This is a genomic window from Chloroflexus islandicus, assembly GCF_001650695.1.
GTDB lineage: Bacteria > Chloroflexota > Chloroflexia > Chloroflexales > Chloroflexaceae > Chloroflexus > Chloroflexus islandicus.
On record NZ_LWQS01000060.1, the window covers coordinates 117,851 to 132,658 of the forward strand.

A 14,808-nucleotide genomic window follows, 5' to 3' on the forward strand; every position below is an offset into this window, starting at 1 on the left:
AGGAGTTCGCATGCACGCGCGCAGAGTCTGGTGGTGGTTGGCAAGTCTGCTGTTTCTCAGCAGCACGCTGCTCTGGCCTCGATCGAGCTTTAGCCAGACAGAGGTTGTTGAGTTTTTCGTCGATACCCTAGCCGACAACCCAGTCACAAACATCAACAACCATTGTACTGATGATGTGGTCAATGGCAATTGCAGTCTGCGCCAAGCCATTGCCAAAGCAAATGCCACCCCCGGCACCAACCGGATTATCATCACATTTGATCTGGTGACGGAGGGTTACGTCGCGAGCACGCCTTACATCATTACGTTAAGCGAACTATTGCCCCCGATCACACGTGCTAATGTCACGATTAGCGCTGAAGTATTGGCATTGGGCATACCACAGGTAGCTATCAATGCTAACAGCGCTAACGCTGGCCTCGTGTTGAATGGCGGCGGCGCAATCATTGAGGGCATAGCGATTTATGGTGCAAGCAGCGACGTGGGTGGCTACCGTGGCAGCGGCATTTACATCAGCAGCGCTAATAACACAATCCGCAATTGTTATATCGGGTTGCAACTCGATGGAACCATACCTCCAGACGCCAACCGCAACCGTAACGGGATCGTGATTATCGGCGCGAATGCGCGCAATAATCAGATCGGTGTATCCTTAGCCCCTAACACCATCGCCGGCAATATTGCTAACGGGATCTTCATCGAAAATGCTTCGCAGAACACGATGCGAGCAAATCGAATCGGCGTGCTCTACACGAGTGCCACTGCCGCCCGGCCTAATGGCGGTCATGGCATCCAAATTTTGAGCAATACGGCGAGCGATCCAAACGGACGCGCTGAGTTGAACGAGATTGGCGGCGCGACCAGTGCAGAACGCAATATCATCGGCGCTAACGGTCTCAGCGGAATCTTCATAAGCGGTTCGCAAACCTATACGACGACGATTAGCAGCAACCTGATCGGGGTCAACCTCGACAGCGAACCTGCCGTTGGCAATGGCGGCGACGGCATCCGGATCGAAGACGGAGCGCAAGGGACGGTGATCGGCAGCGCTAGCGCCACTCTCCCGTTAGTGGTTAGCGACAACAACGGCTATGGCATTCAGGTGCGCAGCGGCGGCGGCGCGGCGCCGATCAATACTGCGATAAGCGGTTATACCATCATTGGCCTAAATCGCGGGTTTACGAGTGCGCGACCGAACGGGCAAGGCGGCATCCGGATCAGTGAGAGTGCCGGCAATGCGATTATCGGCAGCGCAACGGCGAATGTGCGTATCGGCGGCAATGGCGGGCCGGGAATCTGGGTTGGCGGCGTGAGCAGCGTCACGATCACGAACGCTTTTGTTGGGGTGCTCCCTACTGGCGATAACGCCTTTGCCAACGCTGGCGGCGTTGAATTCAACGGCACAGCGCAGGTGACGATGACCAATTCCCGAATTGCTGCCAATACCGGTTACGATGTCCGGCTGCGCAACGTTGGCAGCGCCACCCTCGACGGTAATATCATTGGCCTGAGCGCCGATGGCCGCACGGCGCTGGGCAGCGCTGCCGCCGGGATTGCAGTGATCGATAGTCAGAATGTTACCATTGGCAGCACGAACGGCAATATCATCGCCGCGGCCAGCGGCCCCGGCATTGATATCAGCGGCACAAGCAGCTTCAGTATTACGGTGCGCGCCAATACGCTCGGATTGCGCCGTGACACGACCGGCGATGCGTATAGCGTTGCCGCGGCCAACGCTGGCCCCGCGATCCGCGTTACTGACGCCTCTCAAGTCACCATCGCTAACAATACGATTGGCGGCAACGGCAGCGCCGCCGGCATTGAGCTGAGCAATGCCCGTTCACTCACGATCCAGCAAAATCAGATCGGTTGGGTGGCCGATCCGGGTGGCAGTCCCGATCCGCTGGCCCGCCCTGCCGGCACCGGCATCGCCTTGACGAATGTGACGACTGCCACCTTGAGCGGCAATCTGGTGCGGTTGAATGCAGCGGAAGGCATCCGCTTCACCAACGTTGCCACTGCCACGTTGAATGCCAATCAGGTGCAAGCCAATGCCGGCGATGGCATGAATCTCACTGACACCAGTACTGTGACGATCAACAACAACAATGTGATCGAGCAGAACGGCGGCGATGGCATACAGGTAGGCGGCAGCAGCCTTGGCGTGGCGATCAACGGCAACCGGCTGCGCGCCAATGCCGGCTACGCTGTGCTGGTGACTGATACGGCGCGCCGGGTGACGATCACCCAAAATCAGATGGCGGCTAATACCCTCGGCGGGATTGAGCTGGCCGGCACGACCTTGTATAGCAGAACGCCGCCTGATCCGGATCAAAACCTTACGCTCCCGAACCACAGCATTGATCCGCCGTTTAACTTCCAAGTCTTCCAAGACGGGCCGGTCAGCGGCAATGTCTTGGCCAGCACTGCCGAACGCGAAGAGGATCTCGATCCGGTATCGGCCTGCGCCGGCTGCACGATCCACATCTATGGCGATGATACCAGTCTGGCGGCGCCTGATGGGCAAGGTTGGCAACCATTAGCCAGCGCAAGCGCCAATAGCGCCGGCGCCTTTAACGCCACGCTCAGCACCCCACCCCAAACCTACCGCCAACTGCTCTTTACCGCAACCGATCGGTTCGGTAATACCTCGGTGTTCCGCGTCTTTACACCCACAGTCGATCTGCGCCTCATCCCGATTGATCCCATCGAACAGAGCGCCGCCCCCGGCAGTAGTGTCACGTACCGGCTGCGGTTGGAAAATCATGGCACGCTTGGGGTCAATCGTATTCGCTTCACGGCCACCGGCACCCTCAGCGGGTGGACGGCGACCGTCGCGCCGAGCGAACGTTTCACGCTGTTGCCCGGCGCGAGCCAATTGCTAACTGTTACCCTTACCCTCCCTACCGGTACCCATCCATCGGTGCAAGTACCAATCACCGACACCACCACCGTCTCGCTGACGGCGCCAGTACTTAATCCGATCACCCAAACCCTGCGCACTGCGGTTGAAGCCTTGCCGGTACTTGTGGCCACTCCGGCCACCGGCGCGGCAACCGTTTTGCCGTCTGACACTTACATCTATCGCCACCAGATCACCAACAATGGCAACGTGACCGTGCCGGTCGATATTAGCGCCACAACCGCTGATTTGATTGGGCTAGACACCTATAACACCACAGTGCTTACACCAACCGTCACCCTCGCGCCGGGGGCCAGCGCCGAGATTGCCGTGCAGATTACGGTTCCGTCTGGCGCACAGACCGCCGATGCCAGCGGCAACCCGGTGCGGGCAACCACGGTCATTACCGCCACACCGCGCGGATTTGGCGCGCGGACGATCACTATGACCGACACGACGAGCGTTGGTCTGCGCTACGCCGCTGAACTGCGTAGCAATCAAGAGCAGGATGTGCAGGCTGGACGCGAAGTAGTCTTTTTGCATACCCTGCGCAACACCAGCAACGGGCGGGCCACCTTCCAGCTCAACTTCGCCGCCAGCCGCGGCAGCACCTTAGTCGCCTTTGAGTCGGGCACTAGCGGCGTTACGATTACTGGAAACACCGTGACGCTCGATAATACGGCTGGCGAAGGCAAGATCAACCAGATCGTGCTACGGGTGCGGGTGCGGATCAGCGAGCTGATCCTACCCGGCACTCGTGAAACATTGCGGATTTGGGCTTCGATCCCCGGTTCGGAAGAACCGCTCAGCGGGGCCGAGGTGCAAGATGTAGCCATTGTGCGTGACTCGTCGGGCGTGCAAGTGCCGGCAGTCTGGATACCGCTAGTGACTCGTTAGGAGCGGCTCTATGCACCGCCATCTGCGCATTGCGCTCCTGATCATCCTGTTCGTCAGCCTGATTCCGGCGGCGCAACCGGTGTTGGCAGCGTCGTTGGTCGTCAACTCGCTGGCTGACACTAACGACGGCGCATGTACGACCGCTCCCGGCGGTTGCACTCTACGCGAGGCGATGATTGCCGCCAATAGCAATGGCGTGCCCGACACGATTACCTTCAGTGTGAGCGGAACGATCTATGTGCAAAACACTGGCTTGCCGCCGCTCACCGAAGGCAATACCACCATCGACGGCGGCAGCGGGCATACCGTGATCATTAGCGGCGAACAGTTGCGCAACGCGAGCAATCAAGTCATTCCAGCGCATGGCTTGATCATTGCTTCCGATAACAATGTGATCCGCGGATTAGTCATTATTCGCTTCGGCGGCACCTCGATTACCGGTGGCGGTTCTGGCATCTATCTCCGGAATAGCGCCCAAAACAACCTGATCGCCGATAATTGGATCGGCCATTTGAATGGCTTTCCAGAGCCAAATACCAACTATGGCATTCTGCTTGACGATGGTGCGAGCAATAACCAGATCGGCACCGGCAACCCGGCTGACCGGAATGTGATTAGCGGCAACGAGCGTGCCGATATTGGCATCTCGAACAATGTGAGCACCGTACCGCTCATCAGTAACCAGATTCGCGGCAATTATCTCGGCACGACGGTCAATGGCAATGCTGCACTAGTCACAGCGCCATCACCTAGTAATCTTGGCGGTATTTCGATTGAAAATTACGCGCGTGATACTGTAATCAGCGGGAACGTGATCGGCGGCTACACCGGCGCTAACGCAGCCGGTATTGGCTTGTTCAGCAATACGAGCAGCGCCGGCTCACCGAGCATTCCACGGAATACCCGTATCACTGGCAATTGGATCGGCGTGAATCCGAGCGGGACGATTATTTCTAACCGGATTGGCATTTTGATTGCTGGCGGCGCAACGTACGGCGCGATCAACACCGAAATTGGTGATCCGCTCGATCCGGTAGGCGGACGCAACTATATCAGCGGCAATAGCAACAGCGGGATTGTGATCAATGACACCCAATTCGCCACCGGCCCTACCGTCATTGCCGGTAACTATATCGGCGTTGCGCTGAACGCGAGCGGCAACCCGTTTCCGGCCGGCAATGGCACTGCGAACCTGAGTTCCGGCGGCGAAGGGGTTTTTGTCGGGCGCAACACGATCAATACCACCATCGGGCCGGGCAACGTGATTGCCGGGTCGCGCACCCATGCGATCCGGATTCGGGCTAGCAACACGATCGTGCGCGGAAATTATCTAGGCACCGATCCGCTGGGCACGCAGACCACTACAACGACCATCAGCCAACCAACCGTGGGATACGGCACTGGTGACGCCGCCGTCTGGATCGAAAACGGCAGCAATTCGGTGATCGGCGGCCCCAACCCCGCCGACCGCAACGTGATCGCCGCCGGCGATTTTGCTGTCACCGGTTCGGGGGCCGCGGTGTTGATCGAACCGTGCCCTACCTGTACCGCCAATGGCAACACGGTGCAGGGCAATTACCTTGGCGTGCGCGCTGACGGCAACGGTATTCTTGTGAGCAGTATTGTGGGCGGTAGCCGTGGCGTGCGCATCAGCAGCGCGAGCAATGCGACGGTACGCGACAATCTGATCGGTGGCGTGGATTTTGGGATTAATCTGAGTAATGCGAACAATAACCAACTGATCGGCAACCGCATTGGCGTGCGGGCATCGAGCAGCGAGACGCCGGGTAGCGGCACAACGATTCGGAGAGATGGGATCGTGCTGTCAAGCGGCAGCAATAACCGGATCGAGAACAATCTGATTGCCTTTGCCGGGCAGAATAATACCTCTGTCTTTAACGCCAATCATGGCATTCATATTCAAAGCAGCAATAACCAACTGATCGGCAACCGGCTGGTGCGCAATGGCCGGCTTGGCGTTGGTCACGGCATCTTTGTCGCCGATAATGTTTCCGGGGTGTTGATTTCGCGGAATACGACCCAAAACAACGAAGGCGACGGCATTAGCCTTGGCAGTGATGCGAACGGCAATCTCGCCGCACCGAGCTTTAACCCGATTACCGCCGGTTCGCCAATCGTTACCGGCACAACCGATTGTGGCGCCGGTTGTGTGGTCGAAATCTTTACCGCTAGCGCCAGCATCACCGATCGCAACCGCGAGGGGCCGGTCTTCCTGACCAGCGTGACGACCACTGCCGGCGGCAACTTTAGCGTCAATGTTACCGGTTGTCTGGGGTTCATCACCGCTACCGTCCACAACCCAACCACCGGCAATAGCTCGCCATTCTCAAACGCGCTTGATGTCAATGCTACCGGCGCTTGTGCCACACCAACCGCAACCCTCACCGTTACCGGCGGCGCCAGCCGTTCGGTCAGCCTTGGCAGCACCGCCACGTATACCCTGACGCTGAGCCATACCGCGCCGGTGACGCGCACCTATAGCCTGACGCTCGATAGCAATCGCGGCTGGACAAGCGGGCCGGCGCTAGTGGAAGTACCGCCATCTGGCAGTGTGCAGATGATCATTAGGGTGGCGGTGCCGCTCACTGCCAGCGCTGGCGACACCGATACCACCACGGTGACGGCGCGCAGCGACCAGACGGTCTCGAATAGCGTGACTTTGACCACCGTCGCGCAGGCGATCACGATCATTCCGGCCCAACCGGTCGTCTCTCCCGGCCAGATAATTGAGCGCACCGGCAATACCGTTACTTTCACCCATACCGTCACCAACACCGGCCAACTCACCGGCAATCTGAGCATCATCCGGCCTGACGGTAGCAGCGGCTTGCCGGTCTTTAGCGGTACGCCACCAGCGGGTTGGACAATCGCGTCGGCGACGTTCGGCAGCACAACCCTAGCTCCCGGCGCGACAACGACGCTCACTATCGTCGCGAATACACCCTCTAGCAGCTCGTTGCTCGCCGGCGACTACCCGTTCTCGTTCCGCGTGCGCGCTACCAGCCAGCAGGGGGCGCAACTCTTTACCGAGCAGAGCGATCCGGCAACGACCGATACCGTGCGCGTGCCAGTGGTGCGCAACTTCGAGTTTGCTGCTCTTGCCCCAACCACCCGCCAACTGACACCGGCTAGCTCGGTTGAGTTTAGCTATGTGATCACGAATACCGGCAATTTTACCGATACCTTTATCATCACGCCGCCGGCCAGCACAACTCCCGCTTCCAGCCTGACCTTTGCCGCCACCCCGGCCAGCAACTTCACTTTGGCCGCCGGGCAATCGCGCCCGATCACCCTCACCGTTACCGCTGGCGCTAGCGAGCCGGTTGGCTTCTACGGCTTTACCGTCCAAGCTGGTGTCACCGGCGGCGCTAACCCGCCGGCCAACCGCACGGCAACTGGCACGGCGCAAGTGATTGGCGGCGGCACGCCGGTCTTTGTGGGTGCTCCCATCGTGACCCCCAACCCGGTTGATCCCGGCGCGACAGCCACCATCACGGTCACTGTGCACAACGGCGGCAATGCGCCGGCCCCGTTTGATTTCGAGCAAACCTTGCCTGCCGGCTGGAACCTCGTAGGCAGTAGCACCACCTGCCCCTCGCCAGTGCCGGCCAATGGCAGCACCTGCACCTATACCCTGCAAGTAGGCGTGCCGGCCACTGCCGATGGCGGCAATACGCCGCTCGAAGTGCGAGCGATTGCCCGCAACGGCGGCCAGACCCCGCCTGCACCCGATAGCACGGCGAGTACGGCCGCCACCGTGACGGTAACGACCATCCGCAATCTGAGCTTCGCACCCACCCCGCTCAATGCAAACGCCGATCCGGGGGCGACCGTCACCTTTACCCACATCTTGACCAATACCGGCAACGCACCCGACCGCTTCACCCTCAACCTCAGCGGGTTGCCGATCGGCTGGACAGGGACGGTCGATCCGGTAACAACGCCTATCCTAGCCCGTAACGCTGCCATCACTGTGACCGTGCAGATCACGGTTCCGACTGGCATCGCCGCCGGCACGACCGCAACCGCCGCCATCCGCGCCACCTCGCAAGGCAATCCGGCGGTGAGCGCCGAGGTGGTGGATAGCGTGACCGTGACTAGCATTGACGGAGCTGATCTCTCGGCGGGCACGACGGCCAACGGCGTACCGGGGGGAACGGTCGTCTTCACGCATACCCTGCGCAACAGCGGTTCATCAACCATTGCCTACGATCTGAGCGCACGCAGCGCCGATTCAAGCTGGCCAACCCCTGCCGTGACACCAGCCACGACTGCGGTCTTGACGCCGGGCAGCACGGTCGTGATCACGGTGACAGTCACTATCCCGGCCACCATACCACCCGGCACAAGTAACCCAATCACGGTGGAAGCGCGGGCAACCGGCGGCACATCCGTGTTGGCCAGTGCCGAGAATATCGTCCAAGTCGGCGCGCTGCGCGACGTGTTGCTCGAACCGTCGCGGAACGTGATTGCGTTGCCGAACGCGACTACGGTCATCACCCACACGGTGCGCAATATTGGCTTCAGCGCTGACACCTACACCATCGCCGCCATCCAAGGCGATGGGCATAACGTGCGCGTCTTCCCCAACGAAATCAATCTCGCTCCGGGGGAGAGTCGCGAAATCACCGTGTTGCTGACGCTGCCGGGCGGGCTAGCGGCCAATCTCAACCTGAGCAGCATCCGGGTCACGGCCACTTCACAGACCGATGCAAATGTAAAGAGCACCATCTTTGACAGTGTCCGGGTTGGATTGGTCACCGGCGTCTTGCTGAGCAGCGACCGGCTACGCGGCATTCCGGCGGGAACCAACCAGATAACCTTTAGCGGGATTGTGCTGGAAAACCTTGGCAACGAGACCGACACGTTTGATCTGACCGCCAGCGGGCTGAGCAGCACGTTTGGCGTGACGATCACGCCAAGCACGGTGACGTTGAACGGCGGTGCAAGCGATGTCGGGATCAACGTCACGGTCACCTTACCGCCGATCCAACCGTTTGCATTGCGCCACGATGTGGTCTTGACAGCCACGTCGCGGCGCGACCCGAGCCAACGCAGCAGTATCCGGCTCTCGATGATCTATCTCTACCGGGCGGATATCTATGGCGAAACAGTCTTTATCCCGGTTGTGAGCCGGTAGTAACGGCAGTGCGCTGCCGCCGAGAGAGCAATAACGATGCCACCAACCATCTTAGTCATCCACGGCCCCAACCTTAACATGCTGGGCCGGCGCGAACCACAAATCTACGGCACGACCACGTTGGCCGACATTGACGCCGCGCTGTTGGCCCGCGGCGCAGCGGCTGGGGTCAACGTGGTCTGCATCCAATCCAATCACGAAGGGGAGCTGGTTGATGCCATTCAAGCGCACGGCTGGGACGCGCTCGGCATCATTATCAATCCGGGGGCGCTGACCCACTATGGGTTATCGTTGCGCGATGCGTTAGCGATGCTCTCAGCGCCGATTATTGAAGTGCATTTATCAAATGTCTACCAGCGCGAAGCCTTCCGCCACACCTCGGTGATCGCGCCGATCGCGCGCGGCCAGATCACCGGCCTCGGCTGGCGCGGCTATCTACTGGCATTGGAATGGCTGTTAGCTGAACGGCTACCTGCAAACGGGACAACGCAGGGATAAATGGCAAGGCGCACAGAGCTGCTCTTGCTCTGTGCGCCAAGAGTTACGCTAGGCCGCCAAGCCAAGACTGCGCTTCTTCTCCTCAACATCAATCCCGTGCAAGCGAGCCAGATTCAGGCCGAGAATCTTCTTCTTGGCCTCTTTCGTCAACTGGCCGCAGCCATACCCCTGCACGATGTCTTCAGGCAGCTCAAACTCCCAGAACGCCTTGAGCGCGCCGCGCGGATGCCAGATCGGCGACTCGCCGCCGTAGATAATCTTATCTTCGCCGCACCAGAAGAGCAGCTTGGCCATCGTTTCGGCGAAGACCCGCGGCGAACGGACGACAAAGTTGACAGTGGCGGCGATAGAAGCGTACAGGTTGGGATAGCGCACCAACTGCCAGCAGATCTCATCGATAAAGGGCAAGCCGACGTGGAAGATGACGAAGTTGATCTCAGGGAAATTGGCCGCTGCGCCGTCCATATCCCATGCTTGGGTATGCTCCACCGGCTGCGGGCCGAGCGGCACCCCCTTGTGAACGCCGATAATATTCACCCCTAATTCAAGCGCCTTCTCAAAAACCGGAAACGCCACCCGCGGGTCGTCCATACGCCATGGAAACGGCTGGCCATAATCGTAGCGCACATTGTAGAGCTTGAAGCCGCGTGCGCCATACTCCTTCACCTGAATTTCCATCAGGTCGAGGGCCTTCTTGCCCTCAAGCGGATTGATCGATCCCCAGAAGATCGCCCGATCGGGGTAGCGACGGGCCATCTCGGCGCAGCGTTCCCACGCCGAGAGGCCATCTTTGAACAGGTCGGTCAGCGGCAAGGGCTGGGCAATGATCATGTCGGTTGGGCTTTCATCGAAGACCATCCGGCCAATCTCATCGACGTGCCACTCGCGCATATACTCTTCGCGGCTGAGCGTCTTCTCGCCGGGGGCATTGAGCACTTGGTGGAAGGCGTAGAGATGCTCGATAAACATCTCGCCGGGCTTGCCAAAGGCGTTCGATTTATCGAAATTAAACACGTGACAGACGCCATCGAAGACAAACGCATCATCAATCATGGCGCACCCTCCTGCTGCGCATTCTGCATCCGCGCCTCGCGCAGCGGCAACAACTGTTCGAGCGGCAAGCGCAGCCGCTCACGGGCCAACGCTGACATCCGTTCGGGCGACCACGGCGTATCCCACGTAATATTGACCTGCACCTGTTCGACACCGGGCAGCGACTTGACCTCCTCTTCCATCATTTGCAGCAGATGCCACGCAAACGGGCACCACCCAGTTGTGAGGATGATATCGATATCAACCTGCGGGCCATTGATCCGTATCTGCTCGACAAGGCCCATATCCACGACGCTCACCTGCCGCTCTTTACAGCATGGATCGTAGCATTGGCGCAGCACAGCCATCACGTCATCGTGACCGATTCCAGCGGTTGCGGTATCTGCCATTGACACCTCCTGACAAAGACACGGAAAGAGAACACCGTTCTTGAGGCGACGCCGGAGAACGACGAAGGCGAAGAGGCGCTGCGTTGCGATAAGTGACTTGGCATGAAGTGAGATCTGACATGAATATATCAAATATCTAAAATGAATGCAAGTTATTTGCAAGGTAACAGTGCAGAATTTTGGAAAATGGAACGAACACCGCTACCGAGCCAGCCCACCAGCGCGCTGCGCCGTAAGCGGTCGCGCCAATGGTATATCAATACCAAACACAGATGCACCCTGTGATTCACTTCCGGCAACAGCAGCAATACCGGTAGAGGCATGCGAGCACCAGCGAAACAGGCATGGTCGGTTGACAAGCAAGGAATTGGACACAACCGGCCAAATTATGGTAGGATACAGCAGATTCATAAACGGCGAGGAACCGTACTATGGGCCATCAAGAACACCGTCAGGCAGCAGCGACACAGACTGCCGCCATTCCTTGCGCGGTGCTGACGATGAGCGACAGCCGCACCGAAGCAACCGATGAAAGTGGTCGCTACATCTGCACGGCGCTGACGCAAGCCGGTCACAATGTGGTACAATATGCCGTGGTGCGAGATGAGCCGGCGCAAATCGTCGAGATGGTGCGTCGTTTTGCCGCCGAAGGGTGCAAAGTGATCATCACCAATGGCGGCACCGGCATTGCCCGGCGCGATAGTACCTTTGAAGCGATTGACGCCTTGCTGGAAAAGCGATTGCCCGGTTTTGGCGAATTGTTTCGCATGTTGTCATTTGCCGAGATTGGGCCAGCCGCGATGCTCTCGCGCGCAACCGCTGGCATCTTTGGCAGAACGCTCATCTTCTGCCTGCCCGGTTCGCCCAACGCGGTTCAGCTCGGTATGAACCGCCTCATCTTGCCCGAATTGGCGCATCTGGTCTGGGAAACTGTGCGCTAATCGCCATTTTCTGTTATAGTATGAGCGTTATCGCAAAGAGCCGTTCTCTTCGTAGCTGTGAGAAGGAGCCAGAGAACCCATGACGTCAGTAGAAGCCTTCCGCGGCCTGTACTATCCTAATAAGATCGGCCGACTCTGCTTCCTGTCGCTGGAGGAAGTCATGGGTCAGAACGGCGTGAAGGCCCTGCTCCGGCTTGCCGATCTGCAACAGTACATCGACGCCTACCCGCCGAACGACCTCAAGCGCGAATTTCCCTTCGAAGCCATCTCGAAGTATTCGGTGGCGCTCGGCACGATGTACGGGCCGCGTGGAGCGCGCGGCCTTGAGTTGCGCGCCGGGCGTGTCGCCTTCTCGCTTGGTCTGAAGGAGTTCGGTCCGCTGCTTGGCATGGCTGATCTGGCATTGAAACTCATGCCGATCACCATGAAGCTCAAGATCGTGCTGAACGCCACTGCCCAAACGTTTGACCGCTTCTCCGACCAGTCGAGCCATGTCGAGGAAGAGCGCGGACGGTTTGTGTACCACATCACCCGCTGCTCGAACTGTATCACACGCCCTGAGCCGGGGCCGGTGTTCTACATCGCCCGCGGCATTCTCGAAGAGGCAACTGCTTGGGTGAGCGGTGGCCGCCGCTTCTCGGTCGAGCAGATCTCGTGCATGGGGCAGGGTAATTGCTCGTCGTGCGCCTTTGCCATCGGCAAGGATCCGCTGGAGTAAGCGTATGCTGCGCTGGCTGCTCTTGAAGCTGATCCGCTTCTATCAGGTCGCGATCTCGCCGTGGACGCCGCCGAGCTGTATCTATACCCCCACTTGCTCGCACTACGGCTATGAAGCGATTAAGAAGCACGGCGCGCTCCGCGGTGGTTGGCTGACGATCAAACGGATCGCGCGCTGCCATCCCTTCGCCCGCGGCGGGTACGATCCGGTGCCGTAACGCAAAGCTAAGCGCCGCGATATACGCGGCGCTTAGCTTTTCCTGTTGCGCGCAACTTTTTCTGCCGCACCGTCGTCTATTTATCAGCCAGTCCGCCGCTGCGATCCGGCAGCGTGCCTATGACGCTTTACCGGCGTCAGGAGTAGCAAACCGGTGGCTGAACCATCTCGCGAGACGATTGTGCGCGCCCAACAAGGCGACCAACAGGCGTTGACCGATTTGATCATCGGTCAGCAACATTATGTCTATAGTATCGCAATGAGCGTGCTCAAGAACGCCGACGACGCCGCTGATCTGACCCAAGAGGCGTTTATCCGGCTCTTCCGCGCTTTGCCCCAGTACAACGGCGAGAGCCGGTTTACCACGTGGCTGTACCGATTGGTGGTCAATCTGTGCCGCGACGAATTACGCCGGCGCGGACGGCAAGCGCCGATTGTGCCGCCCGCTGCCGATGACGAAGAGCTCGATGCGCTGCATACCGTGGCTGATCCTGACCGTTGGGTCGATCCGGCCCAATCGCTCGATGTCAACCAGTTGCGGCTTGAAGTGCGCCGCGCGCTCGAACAGCTCGAACCGCATTACCGGTTGGTGCTGACGTTATACTACTTTGAGGATCTCAAGTATACCGATATCGCTGAGATTCTTGACCTGCCCCTCAATACCGTGAAGAGCCATATCCGGCGCGGCAAAGAGCGCCTCGCCCAATTGTTGCAAACGAATGAACCACCGGCGACCCGCGCCGTGAATCAGCCGGCGCCGAAACCGGTTGATGATCAGTCGCTACGGATTACGCCGCTACGCCTGCTACCGGGGTGGGGAAGGAGGTGAGTTATGTCTACGCCAATGCCAACACCACCACCAGAAGAGCTGCTCGATGCGGCGCTCCGCCACGAATTGCGCTGGGAGGCGCCGCCTGAATTGACGCACCGGCTGTTGCAATTGGTGCCAAACGCCGCGCCCACCCCTGCTCCGGCCACGGCGCCACTGCCACGCTGGCGCTTCTATCTTGCCATTGGCTTGATTGCGCTCGCAGTGCTGGTTTCGATGGTTGGCGCTGCCTATCTCTATCAGATTGTCTGGTTTCAGCTTGGCGCCGGCTCGCTGATCGCGCAATTGGAAGCGTTGCCTGCCCGGCTTTTGCAATCGCTGTACGAGACCATCCCCTTTGCCCGCGAAGCCGTCAGCATCGCTGCGCTCATCCGCGACCAATTGCATTGGGTCTTGCTGGCGCTCGTGCTCTGGATTCTGCTCGATACGTGGCAGCCTGAACTGAAACCGATCGGGAGCAGAAGTTCGTCGTCGTAGATGCTGAGGGGCGGGTTTGGCGCCCGCCCCTTACCATTCCCCTACTTTCCTGCCGGCGCTTGTTCATGCCAGAGGTATGTCGCCCACGGTTCCGCCGGATAGACGCGCTGCGGACGCAAGGGGTTGATCCGCGCATTGAGCATCGTGCCGCGCCGGAGATTGGGCAAGCCCGCCTCCTCGACCAACCAGTATGCGCGCGCTTCGTAAGGACGCTGAGCCGGCGGGTAGACCCACAGCGTCAACTCCGTTTCGACCGCTCGCATCAAAATGGCTCGCTTATACGAACCAACAATCTCTACCTTCAACAGCTCAGCGCGCACCGGCACTGAAGTGGCTAAATCGCGATCGATCGCCTGCCGAATCGCCGAATAGCGCCGCTCAAAGTGGCGAATAGCGGTATGCACCGGCGGGATCAAGAGCAACGATGTGCTGATAATGGCATACGGCAACATCTGTTTGAGATCGAGCCGCTGTTCATCGCCATTGACAGTGCGGCAACGAAAATGCAACACACCGTCGCTGCGAACGGGCTGCAATTCGCCAGTGCAGATGAACGGGCCGATCACGCGAGCTAAATCGGGCATGAAGACCAGACCGGTCGTGCCGCAAATGAAGCCAAGCAGCAGGCTGAGTGCGATCCGGGCCAGCATAGGGGCGCTCCTCTGGCGGAATGGGTAACGAACTAACGGTGGCGCAGGTCGTTGCGCGCAGCGGCGAGGGTGACAGG

At 59.3% G+C, this 14,808-nt stretch carries 11 protein-coding genes; 8 read left to right on the top strand and 3 right to left on the bottom strand.

Going from position 1 to position 14,808, the window contains the following annotated elements; all coding sequences use genetic code 11:
* The first annotated feature begins 10 nt into the window (after positions 1-10).
* From A6A03_RS12010 to aroQ, 3 genes are read left to right on the top strand one after another with little or no spacing between them, the layout of a single operon-like run.
* Positions 11-3,799 (top strand): right-handed parallel beta-helix repeat-containing protein, encoded by a 3,789-nt coding sequence (locus tag A6A03_RS12010; RefSeq protein ID WP_066788474.1) that lies wholly within the window; start codon positions 11-13, stop codon positions 3,797-3,799.
* A gap of 10 nt (positions 3,800-3,809) precedes the next feature.
* Positions 3,810-8,960, top strand: a complete 5,151-nt coding sequence (locus A6A03_RS12015; RefSeq protein WP_066788476.1) for an NEW3 domain-containing protein — start codon at positions 3,810-3,812, stop codon at positions 8,958-8,960.
* Positions 8,961-8,996: 36 nt separating this feature from the next.
* Positions 8,997-9,458, top strand: a complete 462-nt coding sequence (gene aroQ, locus A6A03_RS12020) for a type II 3-dehydroquinate dehydratase (RefSeq protein WP_066788479.1) — start codon at positions 8,997-8,999, stop codon at positions 9,456-9,458.
* Between the two features lie 48 nt (positions 9,459-9,506).
* On the opposite strand, the gene A6A03_RS12025 is transcribed toward aroQ, so the two are convergent.
* Positions 9,507-10,511: an amidohydrolase family protein gene (locus tag A6A03_RS12025; RefSeq protein ID WP_066788482.1), complete on the bottom strand. Its 1,005-nt coding sequence runs from the start codon at positions 10,509-10,511 to the stop codon at positions 9,507-9,509.
* Positions 10,508-10,900: a metal-sulfur cluster assembly factor gene (locus A6A03_RS12030; RefSeq protein WP_066788486.1), complete on the bottom strand. Its 393-nt coding sequence runs from the start codon at positions 10,898-10,900 to the stop codon at positions 10,508-10,510. Before A6A03_RS12030 ends, A6A03_RS12025 begins: the two co-directional genes overlap by 4 nt.
* 431 nt (positions 10,901-11,331) lie before the next feature.
* Between A6A03_RS12030 and A6A03_RS12035 the strand changes: the two genes are divergently transcribed.
* The 5 genes from A6A03_RS12035 (at position 11,332) to A6A03_RS12055 (ending at position 14,081) form a co-directional block, all read left to right on the top strand.
* Complete coding sequence (locus A6A03_RS12035; protein WP_066788489.1) at positions 11,332-11,841, top strand: MogA/MoaB family molybdenum cofactor biosynthesis protein; 510 nt, start codon at positions 11,332-11,334, stop codon at positions 11,839-11,841.
* Between the two features lie 79 nt (positions 11,842-11,920).
* Positions 11,921-12,559 carry a 4-vinyl reductase gene (locus A6A03_RS12040; RefSeq protein ID WP_066788492.1) on the top strand — a complete coding sequence of 213 codons (639 nt, stop codon included), beginning with the start codon at positions 11,921-11,923 and terminating at the stop codon, positions 12,557-12,559.
* A gap of 4 nt (positions 12,560-12,563) precedes the next feature.
* Positions 12,564-12,776, top strand: a complete 213-nt coding sequence (gene yidD / locus A6A03_RS12045; RefSeq protein ID WP_066788495.1) for a membrane protein insertion efficiency factor YidD — start codon at positions 12,564-12,566, stop codon at positions 12,774-12,776.
* Between the two features lie 153 nt (positions 12,777-12,929).
* The gene (locus A6A03_RS12050) at positions 12,930-13,604 is read left to right on the top strand and encodes an RNA polymerase sigma factor (RefSeq protein WP_066788498.1); all 675 of its coding nucleotides are present in this window, start codon (positions 12,930-12,932) and stop codon (positions 13,602-13,604) included.
* A 3-nt stretch (positions 13,605-13,607) separates the two neighbouring features.
* A complete protein-coding gene (locus A6A03_RS12055; RefSeq protein ID WP_066788501.1) occupies positions 13,608-14,081 on the top strand; it encodes an anti-sigma factor in 474 nt (157 codons plus the stop codon).
* Positions 14,082-14,122: 41 nt separating this feature from the next.
* Here A6A03_RS12055 and A6A03_RS12060 read toward each other — a convergent pair whose 3' ends face one another.
* Positions 14,123-14,731: a hypothetical protein gene (locus A6A03_RS12060; RefSeq protein ID WP_066788504.1), complete on the bottom strand. Its 609-nt coding sequence runs from the start codon at positions 14,729-14,731 to the stop codon at positions 14,123-14,125.
* Positions 14,732-14,808: the final 77 nt, after the last annotated feature.

Coding starts and splice junctions, on each gene's coding strand:
- A6A03_RS12010 (WP_066788474.1), top strand. CDS start 11: ATGCACGCGCGCAGAGTCTGGTGGTGGTTGGCAAGTCTGCTGTTTCTC.
- A6A03_RS12015 (WP_066788476.1), top strand. CDS start 3,810: ATGCACCGCCATCTGCGCATTGCGCTCCTGATCATCCTGTTCGTCAGC.
- aroQ (WP_066788479.1), top strand. CDS start 8,997: ATGCCACCAACCATCTTAGTCATCCACGGCCCCAACCTTAACATGCTG.
- A6A03_RS12025 (WP_066788482.1), bottom strand. CDS start 10,511: ATGATTGATGATGCGTTTGTCTTCGATGGCGTCTGTCACGTGTTTAAT.
- A6A03_RS12030 (WP_066788486.1), bottom strand. CDS start 10,900: ATGGCAGATACCGCAACCGCTGGAATCGGTCACGATGACGTGATGGCT.
- A6A03_RS12035 (WP_066788489.1), top strand. CDS start 11,332: ATGGGCCATCAAGAACACCGTCAGGCAGCAGCGACACAGACTGCCGCC.
- A6A03_RS12040 (WP_066788492.1), top strand. CDS start 11,921: ATGACGTCAGTAGAAGCCTTCCGCGGCCTGTACTATCCTAATAAGATC.
- yidD (WP_066788495.1), top strand. CDS start 12,564: ATGCTGCGCTGGCTGCTCTTGAAGCTGATCCGCTTCTATCAGGTCGCG.
- A6A03_RS12055 (WP_066788501.1), top strand. CDS start 13,608: ATGTCTACGCCAATGCCAACACCACCACCAGAAGAGCTGCTCGATGCG.
- A6A03_RS12060 (WP_066788504.1), bottom strand. CDS start 14,731: ATGCTGGCCCGGATCGCACTCAGCCTGCTGCTTGGCTTCATTTGCGGC.